The organism is Undibacterium sp. Ji83W, from assembly GCF_049340385.1.
Classification (GTDB): domain Bacteria; phylum Pseudomonadota; class Gammaproteobacteria; order Burkholderiales; family Burkholderiaceae_D; genus Undibacterium.
The window spans coordinates 284,384-310,040 of the sequence record NZ_JBMPOZ010000001.1 but is presented as its reverse complement, the minus strand read 5'-3'; the positions used below and the strand labels follow the sequence as shown (position 1 = coordinate 310,040).

Sequence of the window (25,657 nt, the reverse complement as noted above, 5' to 3'; positions counted from 1 at the left end):
TTTGTACTGACCTCAACCATTTATGGGTATGTATTTCATGCGAACACTACGATTACTACGGCCATTTTTCAGAGGCTGCTTCTTATTCCTGTTATTCCTGCTTATAGGTTTGTCTGCGGGATTGCATACGGATGCGCTGCAAGCAGCACAGACTAGCCCAACTATCCCGGCGCGCAGCACCTATGACTTCAACCCCGGTTGGAAGCTATTTGTCGGCGATGCACCGGGAGCGGCCAGCCCTGCATTTGATGATGCCAGCTGGAAGGCTGTTACTCTGCCTCGTGCATGGAACGAAGACGAGGCTTTTAAAAAAGATATCGTTGATTTGTCGACTGGCATCGCCTGGTATCGCAAGCGCTTCAGTTTGCCTGCCGGGGCTTTGGCGGGCAAGGTTTTCCTGGAGTTTGAGGGCGTGCGCCAGGCGGCAGAAGTTTTTGTGAATGGCAAAACAGTCGCACTGCATGAAAATGGCGTCATGGCCTTTGGCGTGGATATCAGTGAAGTCGTGACTGCGGGGGAAAACACGATTGCTGTGCGCACCGACAATGCCTGGGAATACCGCGAAAAAGCCACTAACCAGCGTTATCAATGGGCCAGCAATAATTTCAATGCAAATTATGGCGGCATCCCCAAGAATATCCGCCTGCATTTGAGCAGCCGCCTGTACCAGACCTTGCCGTTATATTCCAATCTGGGCACTACTGGCACCTACATCTATGCACGGGAATTTGATGTGGCGGGCAGGGCTGCCACGATTACCGCCGAGTCCCAGGTCAGGAATGAAACTGGGGCTGCCAGCAAGATCGTGTATGAAGTTGCCATCACCGATCTGGATGGCAAGAAAGTCGCTGCATTTGCCAGCCCGGAACAAACTATAGATGCTGGCCAGACTGTGGATGTCAAGGCCTCAGCACGCGTAGCTAAATTGAATTTTTGGAGCTGGGGTTATGGCTATCTCTATGATGTCAGCACGACCCTGAAGGTGAATGGACGTGCTGTGGACACCGTACATACACGCACTGGTTTTCGCAAGACTGAATTTGCGAACGGCATGATCAAACTGAATGACCGTGTACTGCAAATGCATGGCTATGCACAACGTACCTCGAATGAATGGCCAGCAGTTGGCATGTCAGTGCCGCCGTGGTTAAGCGACTATAGCAATCAACTGATGGTAGCAAGCAATGGCAACCTGGTGCGCTGGATGCATGTGACACCCTGGAAGCAGGATGTGGAATCTGCCGACAGGGTCGGGCTGATACAAGCCATGCCAGCAGGTGACTCTGAAGCAGATGTTGATGGCCGTCGCTGGGAACAAAGGGTGCTGCTGATGCGGGATGCCGTTATTTATAACCGCAATAATCCCAGCATCCTGTTCTACGAATCCGGCAACAAGGGCATCAGTGAAGCCCACATGCGTGAGATGAAAGCGATACGTGACCAGTATGACCCATATGGAGGGCGTGCTGCTGGCAGCCGCGAAATGCTGAATAGCCAGGTGGCAGAATACGGTGGCGAAATGCTCTACATCAACAAGAGTGCCAGGCTGCCATTCTGGGCCATGGAATATTCGCGTGATGAAGGTCTGCGCAAATACTGGGATAACTATACTGCGCCATATCACAAGGATGGTGATGGTCCCCTGCACAAAGGGCAGGAAGCCAGCATCTACAATCGCAACCAGGATTCCCACGCCATAGAAGATGTGCAGCGCTGGTATGACTACTGGCGCGAGCGTCCGGGCACCGGCAAACGGGTCAGCAGCGGCGGCGTGAATATCGTTTTCTCGGATACCAATACCCACCATCGCGGTGCAGAAAATTATCGTCGCAGTGGCGAGGTTGATGCCATGCGCATCCCCAAAGATGGTTTCTATGCGCATCAGGTTATCTGGGATGGCTGGGTGGATATTGAGCGCCCACGCATACATATCATCGGCCACTGGAATTACACGCCAGCGACGACCAAAGCAATCACGGTAATATCCGGTGCGGATGCTGTGGAGCTGTTCTTGAATGGTAAATCACTAGGCAAGGGTGAGCAGAGTGCACGCTTCCTGTTCAGCTTCAAGGACGTAAGCTGGCAAGCTGGCGAATTGCGTGCTGTTGGTTATGCAGCAGATGGCAAGAAGCTTTGTGAAACCGTATTGAATACTGCCGGTGAGCCAGCTGCCCTGCGTTTGAATGTCCGGTCGGCACCAACTGGCTTGCGTGCTGATGGAGCTGACCTGGCGCTGGTGGAAGTGGAAGTCATTGATGCAAACGGCCAGCGTAATCCTGTGGCATTGAACCTGGTTGATTTCAAGCTGGATGGCCCGGCAGTATGGCGCGGTGGCATCGCGCAAGGTGAGAATAATTTCATCTTGTCTTCCAGCTTGCCGGTGGAGGGCGGGGTCAATCGCGTTCTGTTGCGCAGTACTACCCAGGCCGGAAAAATACGCCTGACAGCCACCGCTGCAGGCTTGAAATCAGCCAGCCTGGAAATTACTTCAACTCCTGTGAAAGTGAATGCCGGTCTGGGCGCGCAACTGGCCAGTGCACAATTGCCTTCCTACCTGGGACGAGGCCCGACTCCAGCTACCGCTTCATTCAAAGCTTCGCGCCTGGCGATGGATATTGCAAAGGTAACGGCGGGTAGCAATGCCGATGTTGCTGCCAAGTCTTTTGATGACGATGAAACCACCGCCTGGCATAGCAGTAGCGTGCCAGGTGAAGCGTGGATAGCCTATGAACTGGCACGTCCAGCTACATTGACTGAAGCTGTTTTCAAATTCACTGGCTGGCGTGAACGTAGCTACCCCATACGCATCAGCGTTGATGGCAAGTTGGTGTATGAAGGATTGACACCCAAGAGCCTGGGTTATGTCAGCCTGCCTTTGAAAGCCGTACAGGGCAGTGTCGTCAAAGTCGAATTGACCGGTATGGCGACCGACAGCGACAAGGCATTTGCCATGCAAGAGGTCGCCAATCAAAAGAATACGGATACCGGTGCCAAAGTCGTTGCCAAAGGAGCGCTATCGATTATTGAGGCAGAGTTCTATGAGGTGCTGCATTAAATAACGAGGAAAGCTAGTCTGTTACTGCCAGCAGACTAGCTGTATTTAGTTGGATCTTTAGCTGCCTCTAGCGATCAAAAACTGGGTTTGTTCACCATCAAAAAGTACACAGCTATCATGGCGATGAATGCCGGATAGCCCAGCCATTCCCATATCTTTGCATAGCGCCAGTACTGCTCTGGCAGAACCGTCGTGTTGTTGGCATCAGCAACTTCCAGCATGGCTTTCATGCGTATTTGCAGCCACACCACTGGCAGCCAGCAGGCACCGGCAAACAGATACAAGACAAAAGACCACATGATCCAGGGTGTGCTCAAGGGCCAGCCTGCCATGTGCACCATGGCAAAGCCAGTCAGTGGCTGGATAATGACGGCAGGTGTCGTAAAGCACCAGTCAGCCAATACCACTAGCCTGGCAACCACAACTTGTGCCTTGAATTGTTTGCTGCGGTTAGTAAAGAACATGTAAAACGCCGAACCAAAACCGGTACCAACCAGTAATACAGAAGACAGGACGTGCAGGGTTTTAAGCAATAGATAGGTGTTCATTTTGTGTCTCTTCGTGCGTCTCTTTGATGAGCGAATAAATATGCGAGTAAAGCCAGTATGGGCAGGTTTTTCAAGACCGGGCCAAAAGGGTGTAAATAATATTCAGGCGAGTAAATCGCAATGATGCTGCTATAGCCAATAATCAGGGCTATCTGCATCAACCATAAAATGCGCCTTGGCCAGAGCAGGGTAGCCAGGCCCAGACACAGATCCAGCGTTGATGCGGCCATCAGCATGAACATCGCAAGCGAGCCGCTAAGACCCAAAGGTTGCAATAAAGCCAGGCTGCCAGAGATGGGGTAAAGTCCAAACGATACTGCTGCAGTGACAAACCAGACCAGAGCCAGCACATAGCGAAACAATGGCAGGCTCCAGGCCGCAATTGCGCTGCTGGCGAGCATATTGGCGGGGACGCCAGGGAACCAGTCTTTATGCGATTTTGCCGGTCTGCCCAGATGTGCAGCAAAGTCGGTGGCGTCAGCGACATTGTCTTGCTCCAGCATGCGCAAACTGTCTGGTGTCAGCAGATTTTGCGGTAACAGCCTTGCTGCGCTGGCAGCCATACGCATTAGGGGGATGGGGATAGAGAACATGCATTGTGCAGGCATGCCCATGGCTAGTCGATAAATTTCCAGCATGCGACGGTAAGACATGGCTTGCGGGCCGACTGCATTCAAGACCATGCTATGACGGTTTGCATCAGCGAGCCAGATGGCGATTGCTGCACACAGATCATCTACATGCACGGGTTGTAATTGTTGTTCGCCACGACCCGGCAAGCCAAGCAAAGGCAAGCTTGCCATACTGCGGAATAACTGGCTACTGCCGCCATCAATACCAACGACCAAAGAAGGGCGCAGGATCAGATAGCTCAGACCGCTAGCCATGAGAGCCTTGTCAGCAGCTCGCTTGCTTTGCATATAGCCTGTCATGGCTTCCGGATGCTCAGCCTCGTTCGCAGCACCGAGGGCAGATATTTGAACGATGGATTTAACGCCGCATCTGGCCGCCGCATAAAACAAGGCAGCAGGTGCATCGCGATGGATAGCGTCGAAACTTAGTTCTGTCGTTTCATTGAGTATGCCGACGGCATTGATGATGACATCGACCTGACCAAGGCTGCGCAGACGTTTTTCCCAGATGGCTGGCTCGGTATCCTGCGCATAATTGATCGCTATTTCCTCAGGATCAGTCAGGCGTTCAGGCAATTTGGGTTTGCGTACACCATGGCAGACTTCATGTCCCGTGTCTTGCAAAACCTGGCTGATATGGCGGCCTAAAAAACCTTGTGCGCCGCAGATAAGAATTTTCATGATAAAACTTATTTAATGGTGCATTTACCTTCTTTGCAGGCACGGCTGCGTTTTTCAACGCGTCTGGCAGCAATGTGTATGATGACATCTGCAAATACTTCAGAAACCCTGTGGCGATTTTTGGCGAGCTGCTCATAAGCCCAGTTGCAGATGGGTTTGAGTATCGGTAAATTGCTGGCTGCAGTCAGCCAGCCCAGACCGGCAGCGCGATAAGCAAGGTGGATAGTTTCTATGCCAGTGACGACTGTGCCGTCAGGTTTGATGCCATGAATGACACGCATCACTTCTGTCAGGTTCACGCCATATTTGCCAGCATCAAAACCAGGTGCCGACGCATCGACGAAATTCAATTTATTCAATTGATCGCGTTCACGTAAATTGTCCATTTCCAGCTTGCAGACAGGGCAGGAGGCATCATACAGCAGGGTCAGTGGATAGTCGCTCATTTTGGCCTTTCTTACGTGTAACTTTTATTTCTGACGTTTCTGTCAAAACAGAAATTTGCCTTCAAAAAAAATGCCTCAGCATTTTTTCTTGTGCGGCGATGATTGCAACGCTATTGCTTGTCATCCCCACGCACAAATTTTTGTACTGCCGCACCCATCTTCAAGAGCTTCATCAGGGTATTCGGTTCCAGTCGCAGCATTTCATCGGTCCAGGTGGTGACGGTCTTCATCAGGGCCAGGGTTTCGGCAATGCGCAATTGCGTGGCCTTGTCTTCCTGATCCAGATCCGGGCTATCCAGACATTGTTGCAAGGTGGCGATAGTGGGGTTGAACTCCCTTTCCTTGCGTTCGCGTACGACAGTGCGAAACAATTCCCAGACATCCAGCGAAGTTTCATAATGTGCCCTGCGGTCACCCATGACATGCGCCAGTTTCACCAGCTTCCAGTTTTGCAGCTCTTTCAGCGAATTCGATACATTCGACCTTGCTACACCCAATGTGTCTGCAATTTCTTCTGCCTGCATGGGGCAACCCACGATATACAGCAGGGCATGAATCTGGCTCACGGTACGGTTAACGCCCCATAAGGTGCCCATTTCGCCCCAGTGCAGGATAAATTTTTGTTTGACGGGTGTAAGTTCCATGAGCACAGTGTAGTTAATTCTTTTATTTCAGTCAAGACAGAAATAAAAGAATTATTAATTTCCTTAATCAAAAGATAAAATTGCTCATAATGAGACTTAAATCTAAGAGAGGCATAGATGGATGATCTGCACGCCGTATTAAATTTCTGGTTTGGCCTGGATACCGATGATGCCAGGACCGCACAATCCCAGGCCAAGCTATGGTGGTCCAAGAACGATGATCTTGACGCGGCGATCAGGGATGGCTTCGCCAACCTTACTGAGCAGGCCATGCAAAAAGAATTAACTGGCTGGGAAAATACAGCCGAAGGCAGGTTGGCACTGATCATCCTGTGCGATCAGTTTCCCAGAAATATGTACAGGAACACACCAGAGTCCTTCGCCTATGATGCGCAAGCCAGGGCTTATTGTGAAGCAGGTTTGCAAGCGCAGGCAGACCGCCAGTTACGCCACATACAAAGAGTTTTCTTTTACCTGCCACTGGAGCATTCAGAATCGCTGGCAGACCAGGACAGGGCAGTAGCCTTATATGGTGCTTTGCGCCAGGAAGTGCCAGAAGCACAGCGCGAGACTTTTGAAGGCTTTTATCAGTTCGCTATCAAGCATCGTGCAGTCATCCAGCGCTTTGGGCGCTTCCCGCACAGGAATACGATTTTGGGGCGGGCTTCGACTGCAGAAGAAGTGAAATTTTTATCTGAACCGGGATCGTCTTTTTAGAAAGTGGCAGCATGCGATGTGCTGCCAAACTTTCCCTTAATTCCTGCCACGCAAACAAGGTGTTGTAAGCCGCGACAGGCTTTGATGCATTGGACGTGCCCTGCATCAGAGCCGATTCGGCTGAGTCAAAGAAGGGTTTGCTACCGTCCTGCTAAGGTTCTGCCAGAGGAAGGATTCCTCACCGTACAGCAAGATCAGCGCACACAGATAGTCTTCTCAGTCATAACCAAATGTCGCAGTACCCTTGCTCAAATTGCGAGGTGCTGGCGGTGCTTTGGGTACGAAATTGAACTGGAATTTGACATTACTTGGGCCTTCATTTGCCACTTGCACAGTTTGCGCCAGCGGTTCGCCAAACATATTCGGTGCCCAGGCTTTGACTTCATACTTGCCAGCTGGCAGATTATTGAGCGCTGCACTGCCCGATGCATCTGTCTTGGCAAAATAGGGTGTATCAACCACATAGATAAAGCCGCGCATCCAGTCGTGGAAGTGGCAGACCAGGGCAACTTCGCCGGTTTTATCAAACAGAATGGGCGCAGGTTCTTCTTTCTTGCTGTTCACGCGCAACTCAAAAGTCTTGGCCGGGGAAAATGATTTCAGGTGATGCTCGTGGTTATCCTTGTTCGGAAAGCGCACCAGTGTGCCGCTGCGTATGACGGTAAGAAAAGGGCTGAAAGCATAATTCTCTTGCGCCACTATACTGGTTTCACCAGGTTTTTTGGCTGGAGAAGGCGTGTCCAGAGGTGTCGCAAAGAGAACGGCATTGTTGACCGACTGGCCATTTTTATCGGTTAAATGTCCCACCAGCAAGCCAGCCTGGGCGGTCAGGGAATAACTGAGCAATCCCAGTATGGACAATGACAGGCAGAATTTGTTGCGGGACTGCGGTTTGGCTTTGACTTGCATCAATTTCTCCTGATTTTCTTGTAAAAAACAAATGGGCGCAGAGCCATTATGCTTGAACTTCATTTGACAGGGAAGTTTGCGTCTCTTCAATATGCCCACTTACAACAAGCCTGTGATCAAGGGTAGTTGCAGCCTGGACGCGCAAATTGCGCTAGACTTGCGGCATATCTATGGAGAATTGCATGAGTATTACAGTTGACGACATTAAAGCCGTATTGGCAAAAGTGACAGACCCAAACACGAACAAAGACCTGATAGCGACTAAATCAGTTAAAAATATCAAGATAGAAGCTGCTGACGTCAGCCTGGATGTGGAGCTGGGTTATCCTGCCAAAAGCCAGTTTGAACTGATACGCGCTGCCGTTGTGGCCGCCGTTGCTGGCTTGCCAGGCGTGGGCAAGGTCACAGTCAATGTGGCTTCAAAAATCGTCGCCCATTCAGTACAGCGCGGCATCAAGCTGATGCCTAATGTGAAGAATATTATTGCTGTGGCCTCAGGCAAGGGCGGGGTCGGCAAATCGACTACCGCCGCCAATCTGGCCCTGGCCCTGGCAGCTGAAGGTGCGGCTGTCGGTATCCTGGATGCCGATATCTATGGCCCCTCGCAACCCATGATCATGGGTATCTCTGGTCGCCCTGAAACGGTGGATGGCAAAACCATGGAACCGCTGGAAAACCATGGCCTGCAAGTATCTTCCATAGGTTTCATGATAGACCCTGACGAGCCCATGGTCTGGCGTGGCCCTCTCGTGACCCAGGCCCTGCAACAATTGCTGGGGCAAACCAACTGGCGCGACCTGGATTACCTCATCGTCGATATGCCACCCGGTACGGGTGATGTACAACTGACGTTGTCGCAAAAAGTGCCAGTCACTGGTGCCGTCATTGTGACGACACCGCAAGACATCGCCTTGCTGGATGCGCGCAAGGGTTTGAAAATGTTTGAGAAAGTCGGCATACCTATCCTGGGCATCGTCGAGAACATGAGCATCCATATTTGCTCTAACTGTGGTCATGCTGAACATATTTTCGGTGAGGGTGGTGGGCAGAAAATGTGTGCCGATTTTGGCGTTGATTTTCTCGGTGGCCTGCCTTTGACAATGACGATACGCCAGCAAGCTGATTCTGGCACGCCGACTGTGGTTGCCGAGCCTGATGGGCAAATCGCCGGCCTGTATAAAGACATCGCCCGCAAAGTTGCTATCAAGGTTGCTGAAAAGGCAAAAGACATGACCAGCAAGTTCCCCACCATCACCATACAAAATACCTGAGGTGCAGGCGAGTATGGATAAGCAGGCTGACTATGCTTACATGCAGCAGGCGCTGAAGTTGGCTCACCACGCCACCATAGAAACTTCGCCTAATCCCAAAGTTGGTTGCGTGATAGTTCGTGATGGCCAGGTGTTGGGGGAGGGCTGGACTCAGCCAGTAGGGCAGGCGCATGCAGAAGTGCAAGCCTTGCGTGATGCCGTCGCAAAAGGTCATGACGTGCGCGGTGCTACTGCCTATGTCACGCTGGAACCGTGCAGCCATTTTGGCCGTACGCCGCCCTGTGCCAATGGTCTGCGCGATGCCGGTATCGCACGCGTGGTTGCTGCCATGCAGGATGCCAATCCGCAAGTGGCAGGTCGTGGTTTAAGTATCTTGCGGGAAGCGGGCGTCGAGGTTGAGTGTGATACTTTTCCTGATCTCGCTTTGCAGGCAAGGGAATTAAACATAGGCTTTTTCCAGCGCATGGAAACGGGTAAGCCCTGGGTCAGGATGAAAGTTGCTGGCAGCCTGGATGGCGTCACAGCTTTGAACAATGGCCAAAGCCAGTGGATCACCGGGGCAGCGGCAAGACAGGATGGCCATCACTGGCGTGCGCGTGCAGATGCGATTTTGACTGGCATAGGTACCGTGCTGGCAGATGACCCCATGCTGAATGTCCGGGGCATGGATATGCCACGTCAGCCACAAAAAATCATTGTTGATTCACACTTGCGTATCTCTGCACAGGCCAAGGTTTTGCAAGGCGGTGTGCTGCTGGTGTGTGCCGTGCCAGATACTGAAAAGCAGGCCCAACTGGAGCAAGCAGGCGCAGAAGTGATCTGCTTGCCAGATGCGAATCAGCAAGTGGATTTGTTCGCTCTGATGCAGGAGTTAGGGCGCAGACAAATCAATGAACTGCATGTCGAAGCGGGGGCAACCCTGAATGGCGCATTGATCAGGCAAGACTGCGTCAATGAATTATTGTTGTACCTGGCACCCAAGCTCCTGGGTAGTGGGGCTGGTTTATTTAATTTGCCTGAATTGACCCATGTGGATCAGGCCAGGGTCTTGCAATTTCATGAAGTCAGCCAGGTGGGCGAGGACCTGCGAGTGCTCGCCAGATTCAAGCAAGCCGGGTAGTTTGAAAAACTGACTGGAAAAAAACTGACTGGAAAAGAAAAAAGGATCGTTGAATAATCAACGATCCTTTTTTAACTGGTCGGAGTACAAGGATTCGAACCTTGGACCCCCTGCTCCCAAAGCAGGTGCGCTACCGGGCTGCGCTACACTCCGAAAAACTGGTCTGTCATTTGTTTATTTTAGTCAATTCAGCTTAAAACAGCCACAATCTGAATCTACTGAAATAAAAGGGATCGTCTGTGACGATCCCTAGAATTTGGTCGGAGTACAAGGATTCGAACCTTGGACCCCCTGCTCCCAAAGCAGGTGCGCTACCGGGCTGCGCTACACTCCGAAGACCGCAATATTACTGCTTTAGAGACTTGCTGTCAACCCGTTTGCCTGCGCAGCCCTCTTGGGAAGGCAATCACAATGATTTTTTGCTTTCAAAATAGCGTTGCTGACCAGTAATCGGATCATCAAAGCAGATGGATTTTGCCAGTAACTGCAAAGGCGCAGAAAAGTCATCCGCCTTGCAGGGCAGGGCGACAGGATAAAATGCATCATTCAGGATAGGCGCACAGAGGCTGCTCATGTGCAGGCGCAATTGGTGTTTTCTACCGGTCACTGGCTGCAATTGGTACAGGCTATGCTCGCCACGTCTTTCCTTGATATTGACCAGGGTTTCTGAATTTGGCATGCCTGCCACTTCGCGCATGACAAAGAATTTTTCTGCTTCTTCCATACGGCTACAATGGCGCAGCGGAAAAGACAATTCAGGCAAATGCTTTGCAACTGCGTGATAGGTCTTTGCCATGCTTTTGCGCTGGAATAGGGATTGATATTGCCCGCGGGTGGCTGGGTTGTGTGAAAACAGCATGACCCCCGCCGTTTCCCTGTCCAGCCTGTGGATGGGCGTCAGATCCATCAAGCCAGTATCTTTCTTCAGCCTGACCAGCAAGGTTTCCTGCAAAAATCGTCCCGAAGGAATGACAGGCAGGAAATGCGGTTTATCTACCACCAGCAGATGTTCATCCTGGAACAGGATTTCTTCATGAAACGGGATGGGTGTTTCATTCTCTATTTCACGGTAGTAGTAAATGCACATGCCGCGCCTGACCGTGCTATCTGCAAACAGGACTTTACCGTATTGATCGACCACCTCTTGTTTGTCCAGCCGGGCTTGCCAGGTGCTGGCGCCCACATCAGGGAAATGATTTCGCAAGAAACTGAAGACATTGTCCCAATGACCTTCTGGTATCCAGATGTAGCTGGGCGCGATACCGTCGCGTACTGGTAAAGGCAGGGGAGGCTGGGCTTGCATATCTGATCGTACATCGGGTGGTCGTTGGCGTCGCCATACTATCACGCAGGCATCAGTCTGGAGTCCTGTGGGCCGCCCGATATCATGAAACTATCCGCCCGGGATGTTAAAACGGTAAAATGCTGGTTTTAACCATTATCGCGCTTTTGCATGTCAGCTTCATCGGCAGCAGGGCGCAGGCTTGTGATCTCATGACTGTACGTACCCGTTTCGCTCCCAGCCCTACCGGCTATCTCCATGTTGGTGGTGCCCGCACTGCCTTGTTCAGCTGGGCATTTGCCCGTCATTTTGGTGGCACTTTCGTGCTGCGCATAGAAGATACCGATCTTGAACGCTCTACGCCAGAAGCTGTGCAAGCGATATTGGAAGGTATGAACTGGCTGGGTTTGCAGCACGATGAGGGCCCGTTTTATCAAATGAAGCGCATGGAGCGCTATAGCGAAGTGCTGGCTGACATGCTGGTAAAAGGTACTGCCTATCACTGCTATTCCTCACCCGATGAAGTTGAGGCTATGCGTGAGCGGCAGCGTGCAGCAGGTGAAAAGCCTCGCTATGACGGCACCTGGCGTCCTGAAGCTGGCAAGACTTTGCCAGCTATTCCGGCTGACCGCAAACCGGTAATACGTTTCAAAAATCCCCTGGATGGCGAAGTCAGCTGGCTGGATGTCGTCAAGGGACAAATCACCATCGGTAACCGTGAGCTGGATGACCTGGTCATCGCCCGTCCTGATGGCACACCTACTTATAACTTCTGCGTTGCAGTCGATGACTGGGATATGCAAATCACCCACGTTATCCGTGGCGACGATCATGTCAATAACACACCGCGCCAGATCAATATCTTGAATGCACTCGGTGCAACTCTGCCACATTATGGTCATTTGCCAATGATCCTCGGTGCGGATGGGCAAAAGCTGTCCAAGCGCCATGGTGCTGTCAGTGTGATGGACTATCCGCTGCAAGGTTATCTGCCGGAAGCCATGCTCAACTACCTGGCACGCCTGGGCTGGAGCCATGGTGATGATGAGATATTCTCCATGGAGCAAATGTGCAGCTGGTTTGATTTAAGCCATTTGTCTGGTTCTGCTGCCCAGTTCAATCCTGAAAAACTGGCATGGATCAATAACCACTACATCAAGGCAGCCGACAATCAGCGCCTGGCTGATTTGATCGCGCCGCAAATGTTGAGCGAAGGCGCACAGTTCGACAACGCACCGCCATTGACAGCCGTAATCGCGCTGTTGAAAGAACGCGCCAATACCACTGTCGAACTAGGGCAGGCTGCCATGCTGTTTTATCGCCAGCCAGCCGCTGATCCGGCGTTGATGACCCAGCACGTGACAGAGGCGATATTGCCAGCCTTGCGCCAATACGCCGAGCTGTGCAAAACCGTGGAGTGGAACAAGGCAGCCCTGTCTGCCGCCATGAAACAAACCCTGGCCGACTTCTCACTGAAGATGCCACAACTGGCCATGCCTTTGCGTTTGCTGCTGACAGGTCAATTGCAAACACCATCTATCGATGCAGTGATCGAGTTGTTTGGCCGTGAAGTGGTTTTGCAGCGTTTGAGCGTTATTGCTGCCTAGAAAGCGGTAGGGGGCTTTACATCCGGGTAAGCATCCCCTATAATCTCGTTTCTGTTCTGCAGCGTCGGGGGTATAGCTCAGCTGGGAGAGCGCTTGCATGGCATGCAAGAGGTCAGCGGTTCGATCCCGCTTACCTCCACCAAAAAATGTGGCAGAGCAGATAAACATACTTGTTGTCCCCATCGTCTAGAGGCCTAGGACATCACCCTTTCACGGTGAGTACAGGGGTTCGAATCCCCTTGGGGACGCCAATCAACTTCATAAGTTATTGTGGACAACAAGTTGTTAGTGATTTAGGTCAGTAACACGGACAGAATATGTCCCCATCGTCTAGAGGCCTAGGACATCACCCTTTCACGGTGAGTACAGGGGTTCGAATCCCCTTGGGGACGCCAGTAAGTTCTCGTTAAGAGAGTAAAAAAAGCCTTGAGAAATCAAGGCTTTTTTTCGCCTGCACGATCGCTTTACAGTTCGTCCCTATTCGACACGTCAATGCGCGTGTGCTGCCTGCCGCCCCAGCATTGCGGGGAGCCGCTCAAATTTAGTCAATTGCTTTTCCATCCAGCTTCATTCAACGCTCCAATGCTCCGGGAAAAACACATCAGCATTCCTGTCAAAGTAGTGAGCCTTTCTAAAATCTTGCCTGTTCGTTGTAATGTTTGCTAGTTTTTTGTTGATATGAGACTATTTTTCTAATGACGGAATGTTTTTTTAAATTTGCTTTTTAAGGTTGAGGATGAAGAAAAAAATTTTGCAAAGTTCAGGTGTGGTGTTGATCACTTCCCTGTTATGCGCAACTACGTTTGTGAAGGATGGTAACTCCAGTGATTTGCCTGCGTCATCCGGACTTAAGGCAGAGGCTCCCAGCGTCTTTATGCAGATGGCCTCTTCAATACCGGGATATCCGGCACCGGTGCTGCCATCTGCTCCAGAATCAGTATGGGTTAACGCAGACAAAGAGCAATTTGCTGCTTTGCTGGCAGGACAAAAGGCAGACTTTTTCATCGCACCGATTGAAAGCCGCATCAATGGATTTGATCGCAGCACTCGCTCTTTGATGGCTGCGTTTTTGTCGGCAGTATTAGCCGATAATTTCGGCGAGAAGTCACTGAACCCTTACCTGGTGCAGCGGGCACTTGGCGAAGGACACAGGAAAATCGAGCAAGCGCAAATCCTGCGTCTGGCGAATGAGACTGGCGCGCTGAAACGATTAATTGTGGAAGCAGGCTACGATGATACTGGGAACTGCCTTGTCAAATTCCGTTATTCTCAGCGATCGACTATCAGCGATACGTGGCCAGAAGAAAAATCGCTGGCACTGACTATCCCTGTTGAAGAAAACCAGACTTACGCCGAAACCTTCCGTATAAAAGCAATACCTGAAATCGCGAAGGCGATGGGATTAAAGTTTTCAACAGCAACGAGTGCAAGTTCCCTCGCTGTTATGACGCGTTTGCCTGATAATTTAAATCAGGCAAGATCTGCGGCAGCTGCGAATCGTCTCAACGAGAGCATTCTGTATCAGGTGTTGGGCACAATTTCTCCTGGCCAGCCCGAGCGTGCGCGTGAGAGACTATTTGAACAGTCATTGCTTGCCCTGCGCAGTAGCGGGCAAAAAGGTGAATTCGCTGGATATCTGGAAGCGCGTGCAAATTTCTATTTGCATTCCCGGCCAGCAGCCCTGAAAAGTCTGGGGCAAACCAAAAGTGCGGAGGGCATCGCTTTCCGTGCGTTCGTCAACGGCAATCTGCCAGAAATGGAAAAAGCAGTTTCGGGCGTGAAGAACGAAATTTCCCGCCTGATGCTGGAGATAGAATTGCAAGACTTGCGCCAGGCATATGGCGTCTCGCTGAAAACTCCTGTTCCAGCTTTTGTCGTGACAGCATTGGACAAGCGGCCTTTCTGGCAAGCTTTGTTCTTGAGAAGATTGCAGGAATATGATCAATGGACCGTGCAAAGCAATGTACAAGTGAAATGGCAACTTGATCAAAGTCTGCCGATCGAGGGGCTTGATCTTGAAACCAAAGTCAGAGATCTGCAGGCTAAGGGCAAGAAGGTTGATGAAATCGAACTGGGAATGTCTGCACTGGAACACATAAGACGTGCACGTGGTTCTGCCTTGCAGGCTTGTAAGTCCAGCCATCCCATGTGTGTCGATGCTGCGTATCTCGATATGCTGGAGGCAAACCTGATTTCAAATGTCGTGAAATTGCTGAATAAGACAGCGTTATCTCAGGGTAATTACGAACGCGCGGAAAAAATGGGCGAGTATTTTTCTGGCTATTTGAATGGCAATCCTGATTATGCGCTGGCAATGGCGAATGTTTTGAATTTCAAATTAAAAGCTGCGACACCGGAATTACGTCAGGCAATCATCGATAAAATCAAGAAGCAGGCGAGTTTGGCTGCTTATTGGGAGCAAGGGCAAACTGAAACCTCTTTCGCCGCAGCGAAGTTGCTGCATGAATTGCATTTGAATGTGGAATCGACCCCGTACTTCAGTGTTTTTGCTGGTGATCTGCCACTGCGTCCTTATTGGGTTGACCGGACCTGGTACACGAGCTTCACGGCACGTACTGAAGCCGCATTATTGAAAAAGACCATGGATGAGATGCGGGTGAAGCTCGACTATGCGCAAACTGAAATAAATTTGGCACTGGCTATCGCACAACAAAGGGACGTGACGGATGCAGAATTAAAGACCTTGAAGAATCAGGTTGCTGACAGGTTTAACGGTAGCCCAAGTCGCGCTGGCTTAATGGCGATAGTCGATAAAGCCCCTGATACAGAGCAAAACAGGATAAAAAACTATGAGCTGGCAATCCGCAATAACCCGGATGCATGGTCAAGCTATCATCATTATGCCAATTACCTGATCAGTTTCAAAAACGACTATCGCCATGCGAAGGAAATTTTTCTAAAGTATCCAGGCTTCAAGCAGCCAGATGTTCATGGTGTCGTTGAGGTGAGTAATCATGCCGTCGATGCTGGGAATACCTTTTTCTGGAATGCCTATCCAGAAGATGCAAAAATATTTTATAAAATTGCAGCCGATTTGGACACTGGCTCAGGCGCCAGTCATTTGGGTGCTATCAGACTGCATTTGCTGAAAGGGGACTATGAGCAGGTTTCCGCATTGTCACTTCATAATGCGCAACGATATGATATTCCCCGGTCCTACGGCGACTATATGGCCTGGCAATTCGTGTTTGGTAGAAACCAGCAGGGATGGGATGTGTTCGGTCAGATCAAAGCGAGACTCAAATCCCCGGAAGCATGGCGAGCTGCTGACATTGGATACAGAATAGACCAGCGCTCATGGGAAGACATCAGTGCCTGGCTGCTTAAGGATGAAATCAAAAATATCAAATTCGGGCTATACAAGCCAGCAATGATATTGGCGGTTTTGCACAATAGTGTCGATCGCATGCCGGCGGCAGATTTGCCTGAAGTGATGAAATCGATAGAGGGTAAAGCGACGGGCAGCTATCGCTATCCGCCTATGTTTACCGTTCCCTCAGAATCTGGCCATGAGGTTGCGCTTCCTTTCTCGCCGCTCAGCTCACGCGAAAACACCAAAATAGCGGCGGGCGAACTTTGGTCAGATTCCATCATGTTTGCCGACGCTTACCTGAGTTTTCGCAAACGCGATTACAAAGAAGCTGCAGAAAAATTTTATAAGATGGAGGCTTTTTATCCTGTAAATTATGAGGCCAGGCTTAACCAGTATGCATATACCTTGCCGTATTTTTCCTGGGCCAGCGCCAGGTCAGGTGACCCTTATAAGCTGGAAGCATACCTCGATAAAATAGGTGTGCTCACCAGTGCCGAGCATGATTACTACCTATCCAAGGCAATCTTTACCGGTTTGCGCGGCGAGACAGCAAAGGCAGTGCAATACCTGACTCTGTCATTTAACAATAGAAGAGAGAATGACACCAGGCTTATCTTGAAAGAGTTCCAGTGGGCAGAGATATGTGAAATGTTATTTGAAACCACGAATGACAAGAAGTATCGTGACCTGGCTTTGAAGTGGAGTAAAACTTATCAAAAGCTGAATCCAACTTATGCGTGGGCTTATGCGATGGAGGCCAAATTGACTTCATCTCCAGAAGACCGCTTGCGCGCCTTGGGTATTGCTTTATATTTGGACCCGGGTTCAGAAAGGGCTAATGCTTTTCCTGAGAGCCTGAAACAGCAAGCGAAAAAATGGTTTGAATCCCACAATCCATTTATTCGTGCAACTGGAGCCGCAAAAAATAGCAAGCTTAAATAAGAGCATTGCTAAATAAAAATACAGCCTGAACCACACTGATGGTTCAGGCTTTATGAATGTAGAGGAGGGCAGGAATGAATAAAATCAACAACCCCCTGGTCGCACAGGTGTTTGGTAACTATCCATCCCTGATACGGCAAAAGCTGATGCGCTTGCGTCAACTGATCCTCGATACCGCATCAGAATATAAACTTGCCAGCACGCTGGAAGAAACCCTGAAATGGGGCGAGCCAAGTTATCTCGTGAAAACCGGCAGTACGATCAGAATTGATTGGAAGAGTGCAAGACCTGAGCAATACGCGATGTATTTCCATTGCCAGACCAGCCTGGTCGATACCTTCAAGCAGTTATATGCAGACAAGCTGACATTCGAGGGAAACAGGGCGATTATTTTTCATCAGGATGATGAAGTCGCCATCGATGAAGTCAGGCATTGCATACTTTTGGCGCTCACTTATCACGACAGAAAGCATCTACCCATGCTGGGTGCATAAACAATATGCGTTGTTTGATGTTTTGTTTGCGCTGATTTCTGTCGTGTTGTTTGCCAGGGCTTTATTTGTATTATTGACTTACTTCTTGATGTAAATCTTGTCAAATTCACCGCCATCATCAAAGTGTTTTTTCTGCGCCTGCTTCCAGCCGCCGAATACATCATCGACAGTAAACAAATTCACAGGCTTGAAAGAGGCTGCATATTTCTTTGCCGCGATTTCTGAGCGTGGGCGCAGGTAGTGTTTGGCGATCAGGTCCTGGCCAGCTTCGGTATAGAGAAACTGCAAATAGGCTGTGGCGATTTTGCGGGTACCCAGTTTGTCGGCTACCTTATCTACCACCGCGACTGGTGATTCTGCCAGGATAGAGATTTTTGGATAAACGACTTCAAAGTTGTCGCCAAATTCCTGGCGCACGAGTTGCACTTCATTTTCAAAGGTCACCAGTACATCACCAATTTCGCGCTGTGTGAAGGTGGTGGTGGCACCGCGTCCGCCACCATCAAGCACCGGTACATTCTTGAACAGATTTTCTACCAGTTGGCGTGCCTGAGCTTCTGTGCCGCCGGTCTTGATGACTGAGCCCCAGGCTGCCAGGTAGCTGTAACGGCCATTACCTGAGGTTTTTGGGTTGGGGATGATGACTTTCAAGCCCGGTTTGCCAAGGTCATCCCAACTGGCGATGTGCTTGGGGTTGCCCTTGCGCGTCAGGAATACCATGGTTGAATAAAACGGTGCTGCATTATTCGGGAATTGCTTGGCCCAGTCTTGTGGCAGCAATCCCTTGTCTGCGAGTATGTCAATATCATTGGCCTGGTTCATGGTCACGACCGAGGCTTCCAGCCCATCAATCACCGAGCGCGCCTGTTTGCTGGAACCACCGTGGGACTGGTTAACACTGATGCTTTCGCCGGTTTTCTTTTTCCAGTCAGCGACAAAGGCGGGATTGACGTCCTTGAATAATTCCCTGGTCACGTCATAGGATGCATTCAGGATGCCGGTGGCAGCTTGTGCGGTGCTGTAAAAGGCAAGCAGGCTGACACTGGCAATCAGCAATGCGGCGGCGAAAGTGGTGCGGCGCTGGCGTTGGCGGGTTTTGATTAACTGTTTTACATGTGCGATTTTGCTCATTTTTTGCTCTCGATTTGCAGATCGTCCATCTTGCGCAAAAATGCCAGACTTGTGAACGATGATATTTTTACTTGCTTAGACGCATAAGGAATAAGTGACATGGCATAAGCGGGCCAGGTATTTCTTGCTGGAGAAAAACAAATATCCATGCTCAAAATTAGTCTGATGACAGCTTACGTCCGCTGTACTGCAAAGACATTAAATTTGCTACACTAAGTCTCTTGATATATTTATCCAGGTCAAAACCGATGAAAATGACTACTCCCCTGATGGCAGCCCTGTTGGCTGCAAGCACCTCAATTTCACTGACTGCCATGACGGCATTGCCCGCACAGGCGGCGGATAGCAAGGCGGCCAGCGCCTCTGCTCATGCAGCTAATGCCGTGCAGGGTGGCATAGACTGGCGGAAGGATAATAATGTGGATGCGGCTTTTGCCCAGGCCAAGGCCAGCAACAAGCCCTTGTTTCTGTATTGGGGAGCAATCTGGTGCCCGCCTTGTAATCAGGTAAAGGCGACAATCTTCAATCGCCAGGAATTCATCGATAAATCACGTCATTTCATTCCGGTATATCTGGATGGAGATACCCCAGGTGCACAAAAATTTGCATCGCAATTCAAGGTGCGTGGTTATCCAACCATGATACTGTTTAAACCTGATGGCACAGAGATCACCCGTTTGCCTGGTGAAGTTGATTCTGAACGCTATTTGCAAGTGCTGACCCAGGCCCTGAATACCACGCTGTCTGTGCAAGACACCATGAAGCTGGCACTGGCGGGTAATAAAAATCTCAAGGATGAGGATTGGAGCCTGCTGGCTGATTATTCATGGGATGACCCCGAGCAAAAACTGGTGCCCGGCAAGGAGCTGGTAGCGACTTTGCTCAAGCTGTCTGAACTGAGCCCGGCTGGTTTGCATGCCACGCGTTTGTACCTGCGCGGTATTTATGCGGCAGCGACAGCCAAGCCAGGCCAGGCATTGCCAAACATCGACAAGGCCCAGGCAACAGATAAAGTCTTGAAAGCCATCAATGATCCCAAAACAGCACGCGACAATATGGACTTGTTGAGCAATGCGGCAGGGGAGATCACCGAATTCCTGACTGTCGCCAAATCAGAGCCACGCAACAAACTAGTACGTGCCTGGAACACGGCGGTGGTCAAGCTGGCTGACGATGCCACGATTTCCAAGACCGACAGATTGGGCGCAGTTGGTGCCCAGGTTGCCCTGGCCAGTCTGGATAATGCCAAGCCAGAAGCTACTTTGCAAAAGGATGTGCAAAAGCGTGTAGCTGCTATAGAGCAGGCCACTACCGATGCCTATGAGCGCCAATCTGTCGTCAATGCTGCCGCGCATGCGCTGGGTGATGCTGGTTTGCTTGATGATTCTGACAGCTTGCTCAAGGCTGAACTCAAGCGTTCACATTCCCCTTACTATTTCATGTCCACCCTGGGTTCGAATGCCAAGAAGCGTGGTGACAAAGTGGGGGCAGCAAACTGGTATGAGCAAGCTTATAACGCCGCAAAGGGCCCGGCCACCCGTTTGCAATGGGGTTCCAACTATGTCAGCAGCCTGGTAGAACTGGCACCAAATGATGATGCGCGTATAGAAAAAGCCGTGCAAAGTGTCTTTGGCGAAGCCGCAAAAGTCGATAATGCCTTCTATGAACGCAACCGTGCCTATCTGGAAAAAATGGGTAAAAAACTCATAGACTGGAATAAGGAAGGCAAGCACCAAGTCGCTTACCAGAAAGCCCGTAGTCAGCTCGATGGCATATGTGGCAAGCTACCCGCGAATGATCCGCAAAAAGCTGTTTGCCAGGGTGTGCTGAATAAATCCTGAACAGCTTAATTAAGGCTAAAAAAAAATCCCGCGATTGCAAAGTCGCGGGATTTTTTTGCTTCATCAATTTTGCTTTAATTCAGTCTGGTTTGAATTGATGGGCAAAGGTAAATTCATCGGTCCTTGCCTTGTAGTGCAAGCCTTTGCGCAGTGCCCAACTGGCGTATTGATGGTGCAAAGGTATAACGGCGTAATCTTGCATGGCTGTGGCCATTGCTTTCTTGGCAAAGGCTTCGCGCTTGTCCGCCTCGACAGAGGCCAGGGAAGATTCTATCGCCTCATCCAGTGCACGGTTGCTGTATTTGCCCCAGTTCCAGCTACCCCAGCCATTCTCGGGATTGACGGTGCCTAAAGTCGTGCGCAGAGCAAAATCAGCGGCAAGTGAACCCCAGCCCAGCAAGGCCATGCTGTAATCGCCCTTTGCTGCCTTAGGGAAGTACACTGCCAGCGGTTGCGTTTCAACCTTGGCCTGTATGCCCACCTTGCTCAGGAATTGCGCAACTGTCTGGACTATTTGCTCATCATTGATATAACGATTATTTGGTCCATGCAGGGTAATGGCAAAGCCATTGGGGTAACCTGCCTCAGCCAGCAATTTTTTTGCGCCCTCGGGATCGTAAGCCTCAACCTTCAAATTATCGTTATAGCCAAACACGCCAGGCGCGACCAGGTTGGATGCAGGCACTGCCAGGCCTTCCAGTATGCGTTCAGTCAATGCTGTGCGATTAATGGCCTTGGCGATGGCTTTGCGCACGCGTATATCCTTCAGCGGGTTGGCCGTCAGTGGTTTGCCTGCCTTGTCAGTGATGTAAGGCGAGACCCTGGCATGATGATCAAGTTGCCAGAACAGCGTACGCCAGGAAATCTTTTGTTCCAGCTTGAATTTGGCATTGCTTTTGAGCTTGCTCAAATCTGCCGGAGGTATGCTTTCTATTGCATCGACATCACCAGACAACAAGGCAGCCATGCGTGGTGCGCCTGCAGTGATAATGCGGAAGCTAACTTTGTCCCAGGCGGATTTCTCACCCCAGTAAGCATCGTTTTTTGACAGTTCAACTGCATCCCCGCGCTTGAAACTGGCGAATTTGTAGGGGCCGGTACCGATTGCTGCCTTGCCACTATTGAAATCATCCGTGCTGGCCTGCAATGCCGCTTTCCTGGAAACGATAAAGACAGAGCTCATGTCCAGCGGCAGCGGGCCATACGCCGTTGCAGTCTTCAGACGCAGGATATAAGGATCAACAATTTGCTTGCCAACGATTTGCTTGGTGAAGCTGGTGTAAGGGCCGGGGCTGTTCTTTATCTGCGCTGGCCTGTCGAGAGAAAACACGACATCTTCTGCCGTCATTTCGCTGCCGTCATGAAACTTCACACCATGGCGCAATTTGAATTCCCAGGTAGTGGGATTGATCGCCTTCCATGACAAGGCCAGGCCCGGCGCAATGCGTCCGTCAGAGTCAACGCTGACCAGTGCTTCAAATAAATGTGACGCCATGGCGTTATTCGGACCGCTATTGAAATAATGCGGGTCCATGGAGTTGACGTCTGCCGCCAGACCAATTTTCAGGTTGGCTGCATGACTGATGGCAGGCGACAAAATGCCTGCAGTCATGACAAACAGGGTTGGGATAAACAGTTTTTTTGATATGAAAAACATTGGCAACTTTCAAGCTTCGATATTGCAAGCTTACCATTGCCTGACCATTTCATCAGAGCAGGAAATGTATTTGCATATTTGAAATGAGATGGAAATGTATTCTAATTATTTTGATAAGGCCAACTTACAAATGGAAGCACATTCTGCAAGAACGACACGAATCCTGTTTTTGAGCGTGTTATGCGAGGGGCGGGCAGGATTGTTCCTGTAACAATCCGCAGTTTTGCTTATTCTGATTTACATATCGTTACTTGTGAAAGCTATTCGCATGAAACTATATTGATTGCATAGTACGAACGAATAGCCAAGGCCTTATTCCACAAGGCAAGTACTTCAACAGTTTCAATAATGGGTATTAAAAACATATGAAAAACCTGGCAAAAATCCCTGGCTTACTGATGCTGGCAATCACATTAAATATCTGCCCTTTTCCTGTCTATGCAGCAGCACCGTCGACTGATGCTGAAGCGCTGCATGTATTGAATCGACTTGCTTACGGTCCACGCCCCGGTGATGTGGAACGGGTAAAAAAGATGGGGATAGATGCCTATATTGAGCAACAGCTAAATCCGCAATTTCTGTCTTTGCCAGAAGGCTTGCAAAAGAAATTGAAATCGCTCGATATCATGAGCCAGAGTGCAGGCTCGGTCTTGTTTGATTATCAAAAGGCCTTGAAAGATACCAACGATGAGTCTGATGCTGCGCAAAAGAAACGCCGTGAACTGGTCGGCCGCATCATTGAGCAAACCGCAGAATCCAGGCTATACCGTGCCATAGAAAGCTCGCATCAACTGGAAGAAGTGATGGTCGATTTTTGGTTCAATCATTTCAATGTGTTCAATGGCAAAGGTCTGGACCGCGCACTTGTCGCCAGCTATGAGCGCGATTCCATACGTCCCTATGTCTTTGGCAACTTCCGTGATTTGCTGGGAGCGACGGCAAAGCATCCTGCCATGTTGTTTTATCTGGATAACTGGCTATCCACGTCCGCAGACTTTCATGCCAATGGCAAGCAGGGCAAGGGCGGCGGACAAAAGGCCAAGTCCAGCGGACTGAATGAAAACTATGCGCGTGAAGTGATGGAGTTGCATACCCTCGGTGTGGATGGTGGTTACACCCAGAAAGACGTGACCGAGCTGGCGCGCATGTTGACAGGCTGGACATTTGATCCGCGTGCCATGGTCAGGAGTAATCAGAATTTTTATTTCGATACAGACAGGCATGATAAAGGTAGCAAGCAATGGCTGGGAAAAACTATTCCAGTACGTGGTCAGGCCGAAGCAGAATTTGCGCTTGATGTGCTGGCTATGCATCCATCTACGGCCCATCATTTGAGTTTCAAGCTGGCGCAATATTTTGTCGCAGACAAACCTGCGCCAGCGCTGGTCGAGAGGCTAGCCAAACGTTATCTGGATACCCGTGGTGACATACGGGCGGTATTGCAGACACTGTTTGCCAGTGCCGAATTTCGTGATCCTCAAAATATAGGTGTGAAATACAAAACCCCGTATCAGTATGTCATATCAGCCATCCGGGCCAGCGATACGCCTGTGCAAAACGTCAGGCCAGCTTTGGGTGTGCTGGCACAATTGGGCATGCCTTTATACGGGAGCCAGACACCAGACGGTTATAAAAACACCCAGGATGCCTGGATGAACCCGGACGCAATTACCCGTCGCATCAACTTTGCCACCGCTCTGGCTACTGGACGCCTGCCATTCGATAAAGAGATTGAGGATGGTGAAAAAATGGGTAAAAAACAATTGGCAAAACAGGCCGAAGAAAAAACGGACAGGCCAGCAGTCATGCCTGCAGTGAGTGCGCCAGCCTTAATACAAACCCTGGGGCCAGTTTTATCAAGTCGCACCATAGAAATAGTGAATGGCAATCAGGAAGCCTTACGTGCATCACTCATTTTAGGTAGCCCGGACTTCATGCAGCGTTGAAGCAGATGGCGGGCTCGCGGCTTTTTGCCGCATAAGCTAAACCAAGGTAAGCGAAGTAGCAACCACAGCGAAGAGAACAAAATGAAACGCAGAAATTTTTTATATTCCATGGCAGCCGGGGCTGGTTTGTTGATTCCTGTTGGCCATGGTGCATGGGCCGCCAGGGCAAATGGTGCTGCAACGGAAGCTGCAACAAAAAACAAACTCATCATCATCATGTTGCGCGGGGCAGTGGATGGCTTGAATGTAGTGGCTCCTTATGGTGACGCAAATTATGCACGGCTGCGCCCGACTATCGCACTTGCCCGCCCAGGGCAAAGCGACGGTGCAATAGATCTCGATGGCTATTTTGGACTGCATCCCGCACTGGCAGATTTGCAGGATCTTTGGCAGCAAAAGAAGCTGGCTTTCGTGCATGCCAGTGGCTCACCGGATTTTACCCGTTCGCATTTCGATGCCCAGGATTATCTGGAGTCTGGTACGCCTGGACGTAAGGGTACGACAGATGGCTGGATGAACCGTTTGCTCGGCAATTTGCCGGGCACGGCGACACCAACGCGCGCTGTCAGTGTCGGTGCGGTCATGCCCCGTATTTTGTCAGGCACGGTTGCCGCCAGCAATATCGCCAGTGGTGCGGCGGGCACCAAGGCGAATGTGCTCGACAGACCCAAGGTCGGTGCAGCTTTTGAACAGATGTATAAGGACAACGATAAATACGCCAAAGCCTTCAGTGATGCTAAAGAAGCACACCAGGAAATGATGGGCGCGTCCATGGAAAAAGAACAGCAGGCTGCGGATGGCGGCGCACCTTTGCCCAATGGTTTTCCTGACGATAGTACCCGCGTTGCCACCTTGCTCAAGAATGATCCTAAAATCCAGATGGTATTTATGGCATTGGGCGGCTGGGATACCCATGCCAACCAGGGAGCAGGCAAAGGTCAGTTGGCAAATCGTTTGTCACCGCTGGGTCTGGGCCTGGCGAATCTGGCCAGACGTCTTGGCCCCATGTTTGATGACACCACGATAGTCGTGATGTCAGAGTTTGGCCGTACTGCCAAACAGAATGGCAATGGCGGCACCGACCATGGACATGGCAATGTCATGTGGGTGCTAGGTGGCAAAGTTGCTGGCGGCAAGGTATATGGCGACTGGCGTGGCCTTGGCAATGATCAGTTATATGAGGGACGTGATGTGCCGGTGACTACCGATTTTCGTTCGGTATTGACGCAGGTCTGTGAGCGTCATATGGGTTTGTCTGACCATCAATTGCTCAAGGTTTTTCCTGAACAATCTTACGCCAGGTCCAGCTTTAATTTATTTGTGAACAAAGCCTGATTGCTGATTAATTGCTGATCATAGTAAGTAAAAAAGCCACTCTGGATTAAATCGGAGTGGCTTTT

The 25,657-nt window shown here is 50.4% G+C and carries 18 protein-coding genes and 5 tRNA genes; 13 read left to right on the top strand and 10 right to left on the bottom strand.

The genetic code is table 11. From position 1 onward, the window contains the following. Positions 1-37 precede the first annotated feature (37 nt). Positions 38-3,055 (top strand): sugar-binding domain-containing protein, encoded by a 3,018-nt coding sequence (locus tag ACO0LD_RS01455; protein ID WP_423003010.1) that lies wholly within the window; start codon positions 38-40, stop codon positions 3,053-3,055. A 74-nt stretch (positions 3,056-3,129) separates the two neighbouring features. Here ACO0LD_RS01455 and ACO0LD_RS01450 read toward each other — a convergent pair whose 3' ends face one another. The 4 genes from ACO0LD_RS01450 to ACO0LD_RS01435 form a co-directional block, all read right to left on the bottom strand. Next, positions 3,130-3,603, bottom strand: coding sequence for a DUF2269 family protein (locus tag ACO0LD_RS01450; protein ID WP_423003008.1), 474 nt, complete (start codon positions 3,601-3,603; stop codon positions 3,130-3,132). After that, positions 3,600-4,916, bottom strand: a complete 1,317-nt coding sequence (locus tag ACO0LD_RS01445) for an SDR family oxidoreductase (protein WP_423003006.1) — start codon at positions 4,914-4,916, stop codon at positions 3,600-3,602. Before ACO0LD_RS01445 ends, ACO0LD_RS01450 begins: the two co-directional genes overlap by 4 nt. Positions 4,917-4,924: 8 nt before the next feature. Then, positions 4,925-5,362, bottom strand: a complete 438-nt coding sequence (locus ACO0LD_RS01440; protein ID WP_423003004.1) for a thiol-disulfide oxidoreductase DCC family protein — start codon at positions 5,360-5,362, stop codon at positions 4,925-4,927. Between the two features lie 110 nt (positions 5,363-5,472). After that, positions 5,473-6,006 carry a GbsR/MarR family transcriptional regulator gene (locus ACO0LD_RS01435; RefSeq protein WP_422950456.1) on the bottom strand — a complete coding sequence of 178 codons (534 nt, stop codon included), beginning with the start codon at positions 6,004-6,006 and terminating at the stop codon, positions 5,473-5,475. Positions 6,007-6,123: 117 nt separating this feature from the next. Here ACO0LD_RS01435 and ACO0LD_RS01430 point away from each other — a divergent pair, with 117 nt between their 5' ends. After that, positions 6,124-6,723, top strand: a complete 600-nt coding sequence (locus tag ACO0LD_RS01430) for a DUF924 family protein (protein ID WP_423003002.1) — start codon at positions 6,124-6,126, stop codon at positions 6,721-6,723. Positions 6,724-6,939: 216 nt separating this feature from the next. Here the strand turns inward: ACO0LD_RS01430 and ACO0LD_RS01425 are convergent, their stop codons facing one another. Further along, positions 6,940-7,632: a carboxypeptidase regulatory-like domain-containing protein gene (locus ACO0LD_RS01425; RefSeq protein ID WP_423003000.1), complete on the bottom strand. Its 693-nt coding sequence runs from the start codon at positions 7,630-7,632 to the stop codon at positions 6,940-6,942. A 182-nt stretch (positions 7,633-7,814) separates the two neighbouring features. Between ACO0LD_RS01425 and apbC the strand changes: the two genes are divergently transcribed. Together apbC and ribD are read left to right on the top strand one after the other, a co-directional pair. Next, on the top strand, positions 7,815-8,903 hold the full coding sequence (gene apbC, locus ACO0LD_RS01420; RefSeq protein ID WP_423002998.1) for an iron-sulfur cluster carrier protein ApbC: 1,089 nt from the start codon (positions 7,815-7,817) through the stop codon (positions 8,901-8,903). Positions 8,904-8,916: 13 nt separating this feature from the next. Further along, the gene (ribD, locus tag ACO0LD_RS01415; RefSeq protein ID WP_423002996.1) at positions 8,917-10,023 is read left to right on the top strand and encodes a bifunctional diaminohydroxyphosphoribosylaminopyrimidine deaminase/5-amino-6-(5-phosphoribosylamino)uracil reductase RibD; all 1,107 of its coding nucleotides are present in this window, start codon (positions 8,917-8,919) and stop codon (positions 10,021-10,023) included. Positions 10,024-10,099: 76 nt separating this feature from the next. Here ribD and ACO0LD_RS01410 read toward each other — a convergent pair. From ACO0LD_RS01410 to ACO0LD_RS01400, 3 genes are all read right to left on the bottom strand, one after another. Next, a tRNA-Pro gene (locus ACO0LD_RS01410) sits at positions 10,100-10,176 on the bottom strand. A gap of 104 nt (positions 10,177-10,280) precedes the next feature. Then, positions 10,281-10,357 (bottom strand) — tRNA-Pro (locus tag ACO0LD_RS01405). A 72-nt stretch (positions 10,358-10,429) separates the two neighbouring features. Beyond that, positions 10,430-11,326, bottom strand: a complete 897-nt coding sequence (locus ACO0LD_RS01400) for a pseudouridine synthase (protein ID WP_423002994.1) — start codon at positions 11,324-11,326, stop codon at positions 10,430-10,432. 191 nt (positions 11,327-11,517) lie between these two features. Between ACO0LD_RS01400 and gltX the strand changes: the two genes are divergently transcribed. The 6 genes from gltX (at position 11,518) to ACO0LD_RS01370 (ending at position 17,682) form a co-directional block, all read left to right on the top strand. Beyond that, positions 11,518-12,912: a glutamate--tRNA ligase gene (gene gltX / locus ACO0LD_RS01395; RefSeq protein WP_423004054.1), complete on the top strand. Its 1,395-nt coding sequence runs from the start codon at positions 11,518-11,520 to the stop codon at positions 12,910-12,912. Between the two features lie 66 nt (positions 12,913-12,978). Further along, positions 12,979-13,054 (top strand) — tRNA-Ala (locus ACO0LD_RS01390). Between the two features lie 33 nt (positions 13,055-13,087). After that, positions 13,088-13,163, top strand: a tRNA-Glu gene (locus ACO0LD_RS01385). Positions 13,164-13,231: 68 nt separating this feature from the next. After that, a tRNA-Glu gene (locus ACO0LD_RS01380) sits at positions 13,232-13,307 on the top strand. 341 nt (positions 13,308-13,648) lie between these two features. Continuing rightward, positions 13,649-17,188 carry a hypothetical protein gene (locus ACO0LD_RS01375; protein ID WP_423002992.1) on the top strand — a complete coding sequence of 1,180 codons (3,540 nt, stop codon included), beginning with the start codon at positions 13,649-13,651 and terminating at the stop codon, positions 17,186-17,188. Between the two features lie 74 nt (positions 17,189-17,262). Then, positions 17,263-17,682, top strand: coding sequence for a DUF1801 domain-containing protein (locus ACO0LD_RS01370; protein ID WP_423002990.1), 420 nt, complete (start codon positions 17,263-17,265; stop codon positions 17,680-17,682). Positions 17,683-17,760: 78 nt separating this feature from the next. Here ACO0LD_RS01370 and ACO0LD_RS01365 read toward each other — a convergent pair whose 3' ends face one another. Continuing rightward, a complete protein-coding gene (locus ACO0LD_RS01365; protein WP_423002988.1) occupies positions 17,761-18,813 on the bottom strand; it encodes a sulfate ABC transporter substrate-binding protein in 1,053 nt (350 codons plus the stop codon). Positions 18,814-19,061: 248 nt separating this feature from the next. Between ACO0LD_RS01365 and ACO0LD_RS01360 the strand changes: the two genes are divergently transcribed. Beyond that, on the top strand, positions 19,062-20,654 hold the full coding sequence (locus ACO0LD_RS01360) for a thioredoxin family protein (RefSeq protein ID WP_423002986.1): 1,593 nt from the start codon (positions 19,062-19,064) through the stop codon (positions 20,652-20,654). A 79-nt stretch (positions 20,655-20,733) separates the two neighbouring features. On the opposite strand, the gene ACO0LD_RS01355 is transcribed toward ACO0LD_RS01360, so the two are convergent. Beyond that, a complete protein-coding gene (locus ACO0LD_RS01355; protein WP_423002984.1) occupies positions 20,734-22,311 on the bottom strand; it encodes an ABC transporter substrate-binding protein in 1,578 nt (525 codons plus the stop codon). Between the two features lie 365 nt (positions 22,312-22,676). Between ACO0LD_RS01355 and ACO0LD_RS01350 the strand changes: the two genes are divergently transcribed. Together ACO0LD_RS01350 and ACO0LD_RS01345 are read left to right on the top strand one after the other, a co-directional pair. Next, positions 22,677-24,257: a DUF1800 domain-containing protein gene (locus ACO0LD_RS01350; RefSeq protein ID WP_423002982.1), complete on the top strand. Its 1,581-nt coding sequence runs from the start codon at positions 22,677-22,679 to the stop codon at positions 24,255-24,257. Positions 24,258-24,338: 81 nt separating this feature from the next. After that, a complete protein-coding gene (locus ACO0LD_RS01345) occupies positions 24,339-25,592 on the top strand; it encodes a DUF1501 domain-containing protein (RefSeq protein WP_423002980.1) in 1,254 nt (417 codons plus the stop codon). Positions 25,593-25,657 lie beyond the last annotated feature (65 nt).